Here is a 15,008-nt window from a genome sequence, read left to right as displayed (position 1 = left end):
TTCACTCCCCTTCCTTCACAGCGATCGCTTCTATTTCTATTTCTACATTTCTCGGGAGCTGAGAAACAGCCACAAACGATCTGGCAGGCCTGTGATCTCCAAAGTATTTAGAATACACCTCGTTGACCTTCTGGAAGTATTCCATACTGGTTGTGAACACCGTCACCTTTACAACGTCTTTCAGGGAAAAACCACCCGCCTCAAGTATTGCTTTCAGATTCTCCAGAACTCTCTCCGTCTTTTCCTCTATTGTGCCCTGAACAAGCTCACCAGTTTCTGGATCTATAGGAATCTGACCCGAAACGAACATCGTGTTTCCAACGACGACCGCTTGAGAGTACGGACCTATGGCCTTTGGAGCCTTATCGGTTTCGACAAAGTACTTCATACTATCCCCTCCACCTGAACACGGGTTTCTTCGAAGCGAGAACCTCGTCGACCCTTCGAATCGGTGTGTTGTGGGGAGCGTTCTTCAAAACATCGGGATTCTCATAGGCTTCTTTTACCACCCTTTCGAGAATTTCGGCGTACTTATCCAGTGTTTCTTTGTTTTCAGTCTCAGTTGGTTCTATCATGAGTGCTTCCGGAACGATGAGTGGAAAGTAAACCGTTGGAGGATGCACACCAAAGTCCAGTATTCGCTTCGCAATATCCAGTGTTCTTACACCGGTTTCCCTGAACACTTTCTCCGCGCTCGCCACGAATTCATGCATACAGAACCCATTGTATGGAATCTCAAGGAACTTCTCTATTTTTTTCTTCAAGTAGTTCGCGTTCAAAACGGCCATTTCACTCACCTTTTCAAGGCCATCTCTTCCCATTGTGAGAATGTACGTGTACGCTTTTACGAGAACCGGGAAATTCCCAAAGAAACTCCTCACACGCCCTATGGTCTTTTCCGGAACGAAGAGCTCGTAAAGTTCTCCGTTCTTCCTCACCTGGGGGAAAGGCAGAAAATCCACCAGATGCTTTTTCACACCAACCGGCCCAGATCCAGGTCCTCCCATTCCGTGAGGTGTAGAGAACGTCTTGTGCAGGTTCAGATGAACGATGTCAAATCCCATATCTCCTGGTTTCACTTTACCCATGATCGCATTGAGGTTCGCACCATCGTAATAGAGAAGAGCACCGCACTCATGCGTCATTTCCGCTATTTTCAGAATGTCCTTTTCGAAGAGTCCAAGTGTGTTTGGATTTGTGAGCATCACCGCGGCCACTTCTTCATCCAGTAGTTTTTTCAGATCTTCCACATCCACCATACCGTTTTTGCTCTTTATCTCCACTACCTCAAAACCAACCATCGAGGCGGATGCTGGGTTGGTACCGTGGGCAGAATCCGGTACGAGAACTTTCTTTCTCCCAGTGTCCCCTTTGCTTTTAAAGTACTCTCTCACTATCAGCATTCCCGTGAGCTCTCCGTGAGCTCCGGCAGCGGGTTGAAGTGTCATATCATCCATTCCTGTTATCTCGCACAACATTTCTTTCAGTTCATACATGAGCCGAAGACTGCCCTGAACAGTTTCAGCAGGTTGGTACGGGTGTATCTCTCTGAATCCTTCGAGATTCGCAACTTTTTCGTTCAATTTGGGATTGTACTTCATAGTGCAGGAACCGAGGGGATAGATTCCACGATCCACAGAGTAGTTCTTTCTGGCGAGATCGGTGTAGTGCCTCACCACATCAGGCTCGCTCACTTCGGGAAGTTCTGGAGGGGTCTTCCTGAGAAATCGATTCGGAAGAGAATATTCTGGAATATCGCTCTCGGGAAGCCGATACGCCTTTCTACCCTTTTTAGACCTTTCAAATATCGTCATTTCATCGCCTCCAGGAGTTTTTCTATATCCTCTTTCGAGGTCACTTCTGTAGCGCACGCAAGTGCTGTGTCTCCAAGTTCTGGATAAAATCCTTTCAGAGGTAATGGCCCGAGGATTCTTTTCTCCATCATTCTCTTCCATCGCTCAGGATAATCCTCCGGCACGTTGAAAACGAACTCGCTGAAAAATTCTCCCGAAAAGCACAGTTTGAATCCCATATCTTCCAATCTTTCCTGGAGGTAATGAGCGGCGCTGTAAGAACGCCTGGCTACCTCTTTTAGACCATCAGGGCCCATCACACTCATGTAAACCGCCGCAATCAGAGCAGCGTGGGCATGGTTGGAACATATGTTCGAAGTAGCTCTGGCGCGCCTTATGTGCTGTTCTCTGGTCTGAAGGATCATGGTGTAGGTTACACTGCCGTCCTGATCTACGGTCTGTCCGATCAATCTTCCTGGCATTTGCCTCACGTATTTTTCTCTTGTGGCAAAGATCCCAAGAGAGTATCCTCCGAACCACATGGGAAGTCCCAACGACTGGCCTTCACCAACCACGATGTCTGCTCCGTAGCTTCCTGGAGGTTCTAGAAGAGCGAGCGAAACTGGTTCTACAACCACTATCAGCAGAGCGTTACCCGATCGGCTTCTGACATAATCGAGATCTTCTATGATTCCAAAGAAATTGGGATATTGAATGGCTATCGCCGCTGTTTCCTCATCGACCTCTTCTAACAAGACCCTTCCCGTTTCGTCGTATCCGGCTTCTACTACAGTGAAACCTCTTTTTTCAAGATAAGTTCTCAAAACTGCCCTGTACTCAGGATGAACGGACCTTGCCACAACAACCTTCTCTTTTCCAGTGAGTCTAAAACTCATCAGAGCCGCTTCCGCCAGTGCGGTGGCTCCATCGTACATGGATGCGTTCGCCACTTCCATTCCCGTCAGCTCACATATCATGGTTTGGTATTCGAACAGAGCCTGAAGAGTCCCTTGGGATACCTCCGCCTGATACGGTGTATAAGCGGTGAGAAAATCAGGCTTCATCGCAAGATCGTAAACAACCGTGGGAACGTACCTTTTATAAACACCAGCACCAAGAAAGACAGCGTAGTCTTCGAGAGAGGTATTCATCTCAGAGATCTCTTTCAAACGCTTGAAAACACTGAATTCATCTTTGGACTTCGGCAGATTCAGAGACGACCTGGCAGAAACAGGAATCGAAGAGAACAGTTCTTCTACGGAAGAAACTCCTATGAACTCCAGCATAGCACGGATGTCTTCATCCGTGTGGGGAATGTAAGGATAGTTCATCGGGACACCTCCGGATTTCTATGAGAAACTACTCCTGAGCACAGAATTCCTGATAAGCCTGTTCATCAAGAAGATCCTCGAGTTCACTCTCATCGGACATTTCCATTTTGAAAAGCCAGCCTTCTCCTTCTGGATCTTTGTTCAAGAGTTCGGGTTCGGCATTGAGTTTTTCGTTCACCTCCACAATCTTTCCACTGAGAGGAGCGTACACATCCGCCGCGGCTTTCACGGATTCTATACTCGCCACAACTTCCCCTTTTTTCACCTCTCTACCGACTTCAGGAAGATCCACGTAGACCACATCGCCGAGCTGTTCCTGAGCGTGATTCGTGATTCCAACCGTTGCCACTTTGTCCTCAACTGCCACCCATTCGTGAGTTTTCGTGTACTTTTTCATCTTCAAACCTCCCTTCTCACACTGCCTCTGTAAAATGGTTTTTTTACTACCAGAACATCTACAAACTTTCTTCCAGGAAACACCACTTCCAGTTGGTCTCCAACCTTCACCGATTTTGAAACGAGAGCCAGCGCTATCGATTTTTCAAGAGTTGGAGAGAAGTTGCCACTTGTGATCTCTCCCACTTTCTCTCCATTCTTTAAAACCTCATAGCCTTTTCTTGCTATTCTTTTTCCAGAAAGCTCAAGTGCCACGAGTTTTCTCTCGACTCTTTCCTTTGCTTTCAACAAAGCTTCCTTCCCCACGAAGTCTTTGTCCAGTTTTACAACCCAGGAAAGTCCCACTTCGAAAGGATTCGTGTTCTCATCCATGTCCTGACCATACAACAAGTAAGTCGCCTCGAGTCGACAAACATCCCTCGCTCCGAGTCCTGCGGGCCTGCCGCCAACTTTTCTGAGCAGATTCATCAGTGCGTCCCAAACTTTCGGTGCATCTTCCGCTTCAACCATCAGTTCGAAGCCGTCTTCGCCCGTGTATCCTGTTCTCGAAACAAGAGCCTCTACACCGGCTACAATGCTCTTTTTGAAAGAATAATAGGTAATCTCCTCAAGACTGTCTTCAACAAGCTCCTGAAGGGTCTCCTGTGCCTTGGGACCCTGAAACGCTATGAGTGCGGTAGTATCTGAGATGTTCAGTAATTCAACGTCGAAATTCTCTGAATAGGATTTTATCCAGTTGAAGTCCTTTTCAATGTTTGCCGCGTTCACCACCATGAGAGCTTCATCAGGACTCATTTTGTACACAACAAGATCATCGATGATTCCACCGTTTTCATTGCACATGACAGAGTAAAGCGCTTTGCCCTCTGGAAGTGAAGAAAAATCGTTCGTTATGATGAAATCAATAAAAGAAACTGTCTCGGGTCCCTTAACGAGAAATTCCCCCATGTGTGACACATCGAACATTCCAACTGATTCTCTAACTGCTTTCACTTCTTCAAATATGGACGTGTAATAAAGGGGCATCTCCCAGCCCGCGAAATCCACCATCTTCGCTCCGAGTTCAACGTGCTTTTCAAATAGAGGCGTTCTTTTCATTCTCGTATCTCCTCCAGAATTCTCTTTGCTTCTTCCAAAAATTCCTCTGGAACCTTTATCACCATGAGGGCTGAGGAGCCAAAAATCGCCCGCGGTGTAACATTATCACACGTTTCAACTACGTGAGGTATTCCATTTTCTTTCAATATATCCTCGACCATTTTTATCTCCAGTTCATTTCCCTCAATTAAAGTTTCCCACTTCAAAATTTTAATCCTCCTTACACCAAGATTCAGAGTTTGTTAATATCACAGAGAAGTGGTAAATTGACATAGGGAACCCATGTACATTTTATCACTTTTGACGTATATGCTAAACTCTCATTGAAGAGAACAAACAGTTCACGGGGAGGCTGATTGCCTTGAAGAAGATAGCAGTGCTTACAAGCGGCGGAGACGCACCTGGAATGAATGCAGCCGTGAGGGCCGTGGTCAGGTACGGTGTCAGGCAGGGGCTGGAAGTGATCGGAGTGAGAAGAGGTTATTCTGGTCTAATCGACGGTGACTTTGTAAAACTCGAGTACAAAGATGTGGCAGGAATCACAGAAAAGGGTGGAACTATTCTGAGAACTTCCAGATGTGAGGAGTTCAAGACAGAAGAGGGTAGAGAACTCGCTGCAAAACAGATAAAAAAACATGGTATAGAAGGGCTTGTTGTCATAGGTGGTGAAGGGAGTCTCACCGGCGCTCATCTTCTTTACGAAGAGCACAAAATACCCGTTGTCGGTATCCCAGCGACCATAGACAACGACATCGGATTGACCGACATGTGCATAGGTGTGGACACGTGTTTGAACACGGTGATGGACGCCGTGCAAAAACTCAAGGACACCGCTAGCTCGCATGAGAGAGCCTTCATTGTGGAAGTCATGGGGAGACACTCCGGCTACATCGCCCTCATGGCGGGACTGGTCACCGGTGCGGAAGCCATCATAGTACCAGAAATTCCTGTGGATTATTCACAGCTCGCCGACAGGATCCTCGAAGAAAGAAGAAGAGGGAAAATCAACAGCATAATCATAGTCGCCGAAGGAGCAGCAAGTGCCTACACCGTCGCAAGGCACCTTGAATACAGGATAGGATACGAAACGAGGATCACCATCCTCGGCCATGTACAGAGAGGCGGTTCTCCAACGGCTTTCGACAGAAGACTGGCGCTGAGTATGGGAGTTGAAGCGGTCGATGCCCTTTTGGATGGAGAGGTGGATGTGATGATAGCTCTTCAGGGTAACAAACTCGTGAGAGTCCCCATAATGGAAGCCCTCTCCACTAAGAAAACGATCGACAAAAAACTCTACGAAATAGCCTATATGCTTTCATGAACGGGGTGAAATCGTGCGAAGCACAAAGATCGTGTGTACGGTTGGACCGAGGACAGACAGCTACGAAATGATAGAAAAGATGATAGATCTTGGAGTGAACGTTTTTAGAATAAACACCTCACACGGCGACTGGAACGAACAGGAACAGAAAATACTCAAAATCAAAGAGCTGAGAGAGAAAAAGAAAAAACCCGTAGCCATTCTGATCGATCTTGCAGGTCCGAAGATCAGAACTGGATATCTCGAAAAAGAGTTTGTAGAATTGAAAGAGGGCCAGATCTTCACTCTCACTACAGAGGAGATCTTGGGAAACGAACACAGGGTCTCAGTGAATCTCAACTCTCTTCCAAAGGATGTGAAGAAAGGAGACACTATTCTACTGAGCGATGGAGAGATAGTACTTGAGGTAATAGAGACAACCGAAACAGATGTGAAAGCAGTGGTAAAGGTGGGGGGAAGAATCACACACAGAAGAGGTGTGAACGTACCAACAGCCGATCTCTCAGTGGAATCCTTAACAGACAGAGACAGGGAATTCATAAAACTCGGCACACTACACGATGTTGAATTCTTCGCTCTCTCCTTTGTGAGAAAGCCGGAGGATGTGCTCAAAGCGAAAGAAGAGATCAGAAAACACGGAAAGGAAACACCTGTGATCTCCAAAATAGAAACGAAAAAGGCCCTGGAACGCCTCGAAGAGATAATAAAAGTGAGCGATGGGATCATGGTCGCACGCGGTGACCTGGGAGTAGAGATACCAATAGAGGAAGTGCCCATCGTTCAAAAGGAAATCATCAAACTCTCCAAGTACTACTCCAGACCGGTTATAGTCGCAACTCAAATACTCGAATCGATGATAGAAAATCCGTTCCCCACGAGGGCAGAGGTCACCGACATAGCCAACGCCATCTTCGATGGAGCGGACGCCCTGCTCCTCACAGCGGAAACAGCGGTCGGAAAACATCCTCTGGAAGCCATAAAAGTGTTGAGCAAAGTAGCGGAAGAGGCCGAGAAAAAGCTGGAATTTTTCAGAACGATAGAATACGACACCAGCGACATATCTGAGGCTATATCACACGCCTGCTGGCAGCTCTCTGATTCTTTGAACGCAAAGTTGATCATTACACCAACCATATCCGGTAGTACCGCCATTCGTGTCTCAAAGTACAACGTTTCCCAACCCATTGTGGCCCTGACACCTGAAGAGAAGACTTACTACAGACTTTCTCTCGTGAGGAAAGTGATACCCGTTCTCGCCGAAAAATGCTCTCAGGAGTTGGAATTCATCGAGAAAGGACTGAAGAAAGTAGAAGAGATGGGTTTTGCAAAAAAAGGAGATCTGGTGGTTCTCACTTCCGGTGTTCCAGGAAAGGTGGGAACGACGAACACCATACGGGTGTTGAGGGTGGATTGAGGGGGGATCGCTATGAAGATCACCTGGTTTGGGCATGCGTGCTTCGCCTTAGAGATGGAAGGGAAAACGATCGTTACAGATCCTTTCGATGAGAGTGTGGGATATCCCATACCAAACATAACCGCCGACGTTGTAACGGAAAGTCACCAGCACTTCGATCACAACGCCCACCACCTTGTGAAGGGCAACTTTCGTGTGATAGACAGTCCCGGTACTTACACCGTGAACGGCATAAGAATAAAAGGAGTGGAGACCTTTCACGATCCCTCTCATGGAAGAGAAAGAGGCAAAAACATCGTCTTCGTTTTCGAAGGAGAAGGCATAAAGGTATGTCACCTGGGAGACCTTGGACACGTGCTCACTCCTACTCAGGTAAAAGAGATAGGCGAGGTCGATGTCCTGTTGGTACCCGTTGGTGGAACTTACACCGTTGGACCAAGAGAAGCGAAAGAAGTAGCGGATTTGCTGAACGCGAAAATCATCATTCCAATGCACTACAAGACGAAGTACCTGAAATTCAATCTCCTGCTCGTTGATGATTTTTTGAAACTCTTCGATTCGTACGAACGTGTAGGGAACATCCTCGAGCTCTTTGAAAAGCCGAAAGAAAGAAAAGTTGTCGTCATGGAGGTGCAGTGATGATAAAGGTGTTGATAGACGAAGAGACTCTCAAGGAGAGGATCAGGGAACTGGCACGGGAAATAGAAGAGTACTATCTGGGCAAAACAGACACCATACACGCTGTATGCATCTTGAAGGGATCCATACACTTCTTCAGCGACCTCATGTTGAACATAAGGAAACTGAACGTCAAGTATTCTTTCATTCATGTCTCGAGTTATCAAGGTACCTCTTCAACAGGAAGGATCAGAGTGAAATCCTGGATAGATGAATCCATACACGATGAATACGTACTTCTTGTGGAAGACATCGTTGACACCGGACTCACCTTGCAGCACATAGTTCGATACCTGAAAAAATACAACCCAAGAGATTTCAGGATAGTGAGTCTCATAGAAAAAACCGTTCACGATCACGGAGTGCCCCTCGATTTTGTGGGATTCAAAGTGGACGACAAATTCCTGGTCGGTTACGGACTCGACATCGATGAAAAATATCGAAACCTTCCTTACATAGGCTATGTGGAATAATGGATTCGTGCTTGTCTTCGCCCTCATCATTTTGATGATGGTATCTTTTGTTGTTCTCCAGATACTTTACATCCTTTCTTTTCTTGTGGGGTGAAGCGTTGCCGATACTGTTAGAAGAATTCCTCAACGAAGTCGAAAAACTGCTTAAGAATCAGGTTAATATACAGAGAATTCACCAGCTCCTGAAGGAGCTGGATGATCCTTTGTTGGAAAACAAAGAACTTGAGGAGAAACTTCAGGCTTTTCTCGATTACGTGAAAGAAATTCCCAACCTTCCGGAAGCAAGAAAACGGTACAGAATTCAGAAATCCCTGGAAATGATAGAAAAATTGAGAAGCTGGTTTCTCATAGACTATCTGGAGTGTTCTGGAGAAGAAGTTGATCTCTCAACGGATATCCAGTACGCAAAAGGAGTAGGTCCCAACAGAAAGAAGAAACTAAAAAAACTCGGAATAGAAACTCTGAGAGACCTCCTCGAATTTTTTCCGAGGGATTACGAAGACAGAAGAAAGATATTCAAACTGAACGATCTCCTTCCCGGTGAAAAGGTGACAACTCAGGGAAAGATCGTGAGTGTCGAGACAAAAAAATTCCAGAACATGAACATTTTGACTGCCGTTCTGTCTGACGGTTTGGTGCACGTCCTCTTGAAATGGTTCAACCAGGACTACCTCCAGAACTACATGAAACAGCTCACTGGAAAAGAAGTTTTCGTGACTGGCACCGTGAAATCGAACCCGTACACTGGTCAGTATGAGATTCACAACGCCGAGGTAACACCGAAAGAGGGGGAATACATAAGAAGGATACTTCCCATATACCGTCTGACCTCTGGAATCTCACAAAAGCAAATGAGAAAGATCTTTGAGGAAAACATCTCATTACTTTGCTGTTCGTTGAAAGAAACCCTTCCAGAAAGGATCCTTGAGAAAAGAAAACTGCTTGGTGTGAAAGACGCGTACTACGGTATGCACTTTCCCAAAACCTTCTATCATCTCCAAAAGGCTCGGGAGAGACTGGCCTACGAGGAACTTTTCGTGCTTCAACTTGCCTTCCAGAAGATCAGAAAAGAGCGGGAAAAGCACGGAGGAATTCCAAAGAAAATAGAGGGGAAACTAACAGAGAAGTTCATAAAATCCCTTCCATTCAAGCTGACAAATGCTCAAAAAAGAGCTCACCAGGAAATAAGAAACGATATGATCTCTGAAAAACCAATGAACAGACTCCTTCAAGGAGACGTGGGTTCTGGAAAAACCGTCGTAGCACAGCTCGCCATACTCGATAACTACGAAGCAGGCTTTCAGACGGCCTTCATGGTGCCAACTTCGATCCTCGCGATCCAGCACTACAGGAGAACTATTGAGAGTTTTTCTAAATTCAACATCCATGTGGCACTCCTCATAGGAGCAACCACGCCCTCAGAGAAGGAGAAGATAAAGTCTGGCCTCAGGAACGGTCAGATAGACGTGGTGATAGGAACACACGCACTGATCCAAGAAGACGTTCATTTCAAGAACCTGGGACTGGTCATAATCGACGAACAGCACCGTTTCGGTGTGAAACAGAGGGAAGCTCTCATGAACAAGGGAAAGATGGTGGACACACTGGTGATGAGTGCCACTCCCATTCCCAGAAGCATGGCCCTAGCCTTCTATGGAGATCTCGATGTGACAGTGATAGATGAGATGCCCCCAGGAAGAAAGGAAGTACAGACCATGCTCGTTCCGATGGATAGAGTGAACGAAGTCTACGAATTCGTAAGGCAGGAAGTGATGAAGGGAGGACAGGCCTTCATCGTTTATCCGCTCATCGAAGAATCGGACAAGCTGAACGTGAAGTCCGCTGTGGAGATGTACGAATACCTCTCGAAAGAAGTCTTTCCGGAGTTCAAACTGGGTCTCATGCACGGACGGCTCTCTCAGGAGGAAAAGGATAGAGTCATGTTAGAATTCGCCGAAGGAAGATACGACATCCTCGTTTCCACAACGGTTATAGAAGTAGGGATAGACGTTCCAAGAGCGAACGTGATGGTGATAGAAAACCCGGAAAGGTTCGGCCTCGCTCAGCTCCACCAGCTTCGAGGAAGGGTGGGAAGAGGAGGTCAGGAGGCCTACTGCTTCCTCGTTGTTGGAGACGTTGGAGAAGAGGCAATGGAGAGGTTGAGATTCTTCACACTCAACACGGATGGGTTCAAAATAGCCGAGTACGACCTGAAAACAAGAGGCCCTGGAGAGTTCTTCGGTGTGAGGCAACACGGTTTGAGTGGTTTCAAAGTAGCTGATCTATACAGAGATTTGAAACTCCTGGAGTGGGCAAGAGAAGACGTTCAGGAAGTCGACGTGGAAGAGATAAAACTCCCGGAAGAGATAAAACTCATCGAAGTAGGCTGAGAAGCCTTTCAATCACCATCTTTTCCAGCCTGAACAGCTTATCATCAGTGAAATCTCCGGCTTTCTCTTTCAACTTCACTTCGTCGAGTATTTTCGAAGGCCTTCCCGATAGGAGAAAGATCCTTTCTGACAGAAAAACCGCTTCTTTCACGTTGTGTGTCACAAAAACGATGGAAAATCTCCTCTTTTGCCACAAATCGATCAGCATGTTCATCACTCTCATCTTCGTCTTCAAATCCAGTGCGTCGAAAGGTTCATCGAGAAGGAGGAGTTCAGGATCCACAAGGAGCGCCCTCACAAAATTCACCCTTTGTTTCATTCCCTCGCTGAGTTGCCATGGGTAGTGATTTTCAAAACCTTTCAGTTCCACTTTCTCAAGAAGGGATGCTATTCTGTCTGGATCTTTTCTGATCAACATCAAATTCTCCGTTACCGTTTTCCATGGAATCAGCCTGGGTTCCTGAAACACGTATCCGATCTTATCCGTGAAAACCTCCACCTTCCCCTGAAAATCTTCGAGACCAGATACAATTCTCAAAAAGGTTGTTTTTCCACAGCCAGACGGCCCAAGAAGAGCCACCCTCTCACCCTTACCAACAGAGAAACTCCAGTCTTCTATCACTTTCACATTGTTGAAATCTTTCCTCAATCCTTCTACCTTCAGGATAACCTCCACTTCTTCCACACTCTCCTCGCGAGAATCTTCACAGATCTTTCAAAAGATATCCCCAGAACCACAGTAAAAATGGTGAGTGCGTACACCCGGGGGACATCCACGTACTGCCGTGCCCAGGATATCAGAACTCCCAGTCCTCTGTCACCACAAAGGTACTCTCCCATGACAACCGCTTTCCACACGTTTCCAGAGGACACCTCCAGAATCGAGAGAACGAACGGCCAGATCGAACCAAGATACACCTCCTTCAAAATCGTCCTCCGTGGCATCCTGTATACCTTCATCACTTCTAACAGCTTTCTGTCTACACTTCTGACCCCAGAAATCGTTGTGAAGATAGCAACCGGAATGAGGGAAAGGGAGGAGATGACGACAGGCCCTTGCCAGCCTATTCCCCACAGAAAGATCACGACGACAAGCCAGGAAACAACGGGTACCGCCTGCACCACCGTGATCAAAGGACGCAGAAATTCATAAACCCTGTCGCTGATACCCATGACAAAACCAACGGGAAGTCCCACAGCGATAACGATGAAAGTAGAAACGAGACCCTTAAGAAGGGTGCTCAAAAGGGCCTCGAAGGTTTCACGATTCAACATTTTAATGAAAACTTCGAAGGTTTCTACAGGACCAGGCAATATTAGAGAAGATGGAAAAAGAAAATGCAGGAGGTACCACGCTATCAAAACAAGAAGTATCCCAAAAACCACTCTCATTTCCAATAGAATCCTTCGTCCGGTACTTTTTCAAGACCTTCGGGATAGAGTTCGTTCAGCTTTTTCAGAAAGGTCGCAACTTCTTCCCTGCACTCTTCAACGCGTACGTATTCGAATTCTATCCTCTCAAGTGACGATTTCAGAATCCCTGCAGGGATACCTAACTTTTCAGAAGAAAGCTGAACGGTTTCATCGAGATTTTCTTTCATCCATTTGATGGAGTCTACGAGAGTTTTCTCGACTTTTTCAACAGCTTCTACGTCCACGCCTTCTCTCACGAACAGACCGGCAATTGGTATTCTACCGGGTACTCCCAGTTCCTTTCCCCACTCTTTCTGAAAATCGAGCACTACCCTTCCTCTGTCAAGACACATGGAAACAAATGGTTCAGGAAGAGCAGCGTACTTCACTTTTCCTGATTTGAAGAGTGCGACTATTTCCTGGGGAGGTGCGTAGAGTATCTTCACATCCCTGTCGGGAGTGAGTCCTGCTTTCGATAGAAAATATCTCAGCAGAACATCCACCGTCTGTCCTCTTCCGTGAGGTGTATAAACTTCCTGCCCTCGTAGACTCCTCCATCCATCGAAGGTAGCATCGTCGGATGCAACAAGATAGAACACCTTCCACTCGTGTACACCCACGAGTTTTATCCTTATTCCCTTCCCGTAGAGATTCGCACCAACGGTCACGGGAAGAACAGCAAAATCAACCTCTTTTGAAACTATCCTCGCAACCGCTTCCTCCGGATTTTTCCAGATTTCGATCTTCACATCCGCCGGTATCTTCCCGTCCATGATAGGAACAACGGGTATCAGTGCGGGTCCGAAAGGATTCAAAAGTGTTTCCCCGAAAAGAATGGATATCGTCAGGAGCAAAACCACAACCGTTACTTTCTTCATCTAATCACCTCCTAAAAAAGAAAGGGAGGATTTCCCCTCCCTGTTTATTTTACCGCAAGTCTTTTCTTCCTCGACCTGTCTTCGTAATAGGTGTGAAGCAGTTCATGAGCTTTGTGACTGAGCGGATGTTCGAGGTACTCTTCGTACAGCTTCTTTATGGCAGGGTTTTCGTGGGATTTCCTCAAAACCATTCTTTCGTCGATGGTGTAGATGGCTTCTGCCCTCTTTCTGAGGATCTCCGGATCTCTGCTGTAAGGTTGGCCTCCGCCTCCGATACATCCACCGGGACACGCCATCACTTCAACAAAGTGATACTTTACCTCTCTTCTCAGAATCTTCTCCACCAGATTTCTTGCATTGGCCGTACCGTGAACCACAGCGATCCTTATCTTCTTGCCGTCCAGATCTATTTCGGCTTCCCTGACACCTTTGAGTCCTCTCACTTCTTCAAAGACTATCTTCGGTAGTGTCTTTCCCGTCTTGAGTTCGTACGCGGTTCTCAGGGCAGCCTCCATCACTCCACCTGTAACACCGAAGAGCACCGCCGCTCCCGTGGAGATTCCAAGCGGTGCGTCGTATTCTTCTTCGGGAAGGTTCGCAAACGGTATCTTCTTCATCCTTATGAGCTTTCCAAGTTCCCTCGTGGTGAGAACAACATCCACCGCAGGAACACCGTTCACCATGAGCTGCTTTCTCAATGCCTCGTCCTTCTTCGCTGTACAGGGCATGATGGATACGTGGAAAATGTCCTCCGGTTTCACTCCGAGTTTTTCTGCGAAGTAGGTTTTCACCAGAGCAGAAAGCATACCTTGGGGTGACTTGGCAGAGGAAAGCCTCGTTCTGAGCTCGGGATAGGCCTTCTCCACAAGGTTCACCCAGCCCGGGCAGCAGGAAGTGAACATGGGGAGATCTTCAAGATCTCCTTTTTCAAGTCTTTCGAGAAATTCACTTCCTTCTTCCATTATGGTGAGGTCTGCCCCAAAGTTCGTGTCAAAAACGTAATCGAATCCGAGCCTTCTGAGAGCGGCTACGAGCTGGCCAGTGGAGATGGTGCCGGGAGCGTATCCAAATTCCTCACCAATCGCCACCCTCACCGAGGGTGCGGTTTGAACAACGAGGATCTTTTCCTTCTTTTCCAGTTCCTCCAGGACAACCTTCACCGACGAATTTTCGACTATAGCACCCGTTGGACAGAACGCGGCACACTGACCACAGCCTATACAATCTGTTTCGTATACGGGCATGTCGAAAGGTGTACCGGGATAAGTTCTATAACCCCTTTCTACCATAGAATAGATGTTTACTCCCTGAATTTCAGAGCAAACCCTCACACAGCGCTGACACTTGACACACTTGGAAAGATCTCTGACTATGGCAGGGCTGCTTCTGTCGATCAGTCCTTCTTTAGTACCGTATCCGAAAATGGGTTCCACGTCGTACTTATAGATCAGATCCTGGAACTCACACCTTCCGTTCGCTTCACATGTCATACAGTCGTTGGGGTGTTCGGAGAGAAGCAATGCAAGGTTGAACTTCCTGGCCGTTTTCACCCTGTCAGAGGAGGTCTTTATCACCATGCCATCTCTCACTTTTGTCACACACGCAGGCTGGAGGTTTCTCGCCCCTTCCACCTCAACGACACAGACTCTACACGCACCTATTGATTCCCCGAGCCTTGGATGATGACACAGAGCTGGAATCTCTATTCCTGCCTTCTCACAGGCTTCGATGACCGTCAGGTTATCAGGTACTGTAAGCGTTCTACCATTTATAACAACCGTCACGTCCGCCAAGGCAAAGCACCTCCTCACAGGATTGGTTTC

The 15,008-nt window shown here is 47.0% G+C and carries 15 protein-coding genes; 5 read left to right on the top strand and 10 right to left on the bottom strand.

Features of this window, described 5'->3' with window-relative positions:
- Position 1 precedes the first annotated feature (1 nt).
- The 6 genes from AS158_RS07465 to AS158_RS07440 are packed head-to-tail and all read right to left on the bottom strand — an operon-like array spanning position 2 to position 4,824.
- On the bottom strand, positions 2-388 hold the full coding sequence (locus AS158_RS07465; RefSeq protein WP_038051753.1) for a RidA family protein: 387 nt from the start codon (positions 386-388) through the stop codon (positions 2-4).
- Position 389: 1 nt separating this feature from the next.
- The gene (gene gcvPB / locus AS158_RS07460; RefSeq protein WP_038051757.1) at positions 390-1,814 is read right to left on the bottom strand and encodes an aminomethyl-transferring glycine dehydrogenase subunit GcvPB; all 1,425 of its coding nucleotides are present in this window, start codon (positions 1,812-1,814) and stop codon (positions 390-392) included.
- A complete protein-coding gene (gcvPA, locus tag AS158_RS07455) occupies positions 1,811-3,124 on the bottom strand; it encodes an aminomethyl-transferring glycine dehydrogenase subunit GcvPA (RefSeq protein ID WP_038051759.1) in 1,314 nt (437 codons plus the stop codon). The genes gcvPB and gcvPA overlap by 4 nt, the downstream gene beginning before the upstream one ends.
- A 28-nt stretch (positions 3,125-3,152) precedes the next feature.
- Positions 3,153-3,527 (bottom strand): glycine cleavage system protein GcvH, encoded by a 375-nt coding sequence (gene gcvH / locus AS158_RS07450; protein WP_156104995.1) that lies wholly within the window; start codon positions 3,525-3,527, stop codon positions 3,153-3,155.
- Positions 3,524-4,618, bottom strand: coding sequence for a glycine cleavage system aminomethyltransferase GcvT (gcvT, locus tag AS158_RS07445; protein ID WP_038051765.1), 1,095 nt, complete (start codon positions 4,616-4,618; stop codon positions 3,524-3,526). The genes gcvH and gcvT overlap by 4 nt, the downstream gene beginning before the upstream one ends.
- A complete protein-coding gene (locus AS158_RS07440; RefSeq protein WP_038051768.1) occupies positions 4,615-4,824 on the bottom strand; it encodes a DUF2007 domain-containing protein in 210 nt (69 codons plus the stop codon). Before AS158_RS07440 ends, gcvT begins: the two co-directional genes overlap by 4 nt.
- 155 nt (positions 4,825-4,979) lie before the next feature.
- On the opposite strand from AS158_RS07440, the gene pfkA reads away from it, so the two are divergent.
- From pfkA to recG, 5 genes are all read left to right on the top strand, one after another.
- Complete coding sequence (pfkA, locus tag AS158_RS07435; RefSeq protein ID WP_012310715.1) at positions 4,980-5,939, top strand: 6-phosphofructokinase; 960 nt, start codon at positions 4,980-4,982, stop codon at positions 5,937-5,939.
- A gap of 13 nt (positions 5,940-5,952) precedes the next feature.
- Positions 5,953-7,353 (top strand): pyruvate kinase, encoded by a 1,401-nt coding sequence (pyk, locus tag AS158_RS07430; RefSeq protein ID WP_038051770.1) that lies wholly within the window; start codon positions 5,953-5,955, stop codon positions 7,351-7,353.
- A 12-nt stretch (positions 7,354-7,365) separates the two neighbouring features.
- Positions 7,366-7,992, top strand: a complete 627-nt coding sequence (locus AS158_RS07425) for an MBL fold metallo-hydrolase (RefSeq protein ID WP_038051773.1) — start codon at positions 7,366-7,368, stop codon at positions 7,990-7,992.
- Positions 7,992-8,504, top strand: a complete 513-nt coding sequence (hpt, locus tag AS158_RS07420; protein ID WP_038051781.1) for a hypoxanthine phosphoribosyltransferase — start codon at positions 7,992-7,994, stop codon at positions 8,502-8,504. Before AS158_RS07425 ends, hpt begins: the two co-directional genes overlap by 1 nt.
- 98 nt (positions 8,505-8,602) lie before the next feature.
- A complete protein-coding gene (gene recG / locus AS158_RS07415; protein ID WP_038051784.1) occupies positions 8,603-10,894 on the top strand; it encodes an ATP-dependent DNA helicase RecG in 2,292 nt (763 codons plus the stop codon).
- Here the strand turns inward: recG and AS158_RS07410 are convergent.
- Genes AS158_RS07410 through AS158_RS07395 form a run of 4 tightly spaced genes read right to left on the bottom strand, consistent with a single transcriptional unit; the run spans position 10,878 to position 14,978 of the window.
- Positions 10,878-11,570 carry an ABC transporter ATP-binding protein gene (locus tag AS158_RS07410; RefSeq protein WP_200883236.1) on the bottom strand — a complete coding sequence of 231 codons (693 nt, stop codon included), beginning with the start codon at positions 11,568-11,570 and terminating at the stop codon, positions 10,878-10,880. The genes recG and AS158_RS07410 overlap by 17 nt on opposite strands.
- The gene (locus AS158_RS07405) at positions 11,555-12,286 is read right to left on the bottom strand and encodes an ABC transporter permease (protein WP_012896177.1); all 732 of its coding nucleotides are present in this window, start codon (positions 12,284-12,286) and stop codon (positions 11,555-11,557) included. The genes AS158_RS07410 and AS158_RS07405 overlap by 16 nt, the downstream gene beginning before the upstream one ends.
- Positions 12,283-13,185, bottom strand: coding sequence for an ABC transporter substrate-binding protein (locus tag AS158_RS07400; RefSeq protein WP_038051791.1), 903 nt, complete (start codon positions 13,183-13,185; stop codon positions 12,283-12,285). The genes AS158_RS07405 and AS158_RS07400 overlap by 4 nt, the downstream gene beginning before the upstream one ends.
- A gap of 44 nt (positions 13,186-13,229) precedes the next feature.
- Positions 13,230-14,978, bottom strand: a complete 1,749-nt coding sequence (locus AS158_RS07395; RefSeq protein ID WP_038051794.1) for an NADH-dependent [FeFe] hydrogenase, group A6 — start codon at positions 14,976-14,978, stop codon at positions 13,230-13,232.
- Between the last annotated feature and the right edge of the window lie 30 nt (positions 14,979-15,008).

This window comes from Thermotoga sp. 38H-to, assembly GCF_011057665.1.
GTDB lineage: Bacteria > Thermotogota > Thermotogae > Thermotogales > Thermotogaceae > Thermotoga.
The sequence above is the reverse complement of the archived record's forward strand: the minus strand, read 5'-3'. Positions and strand labels throughout refer to the sequence as shown.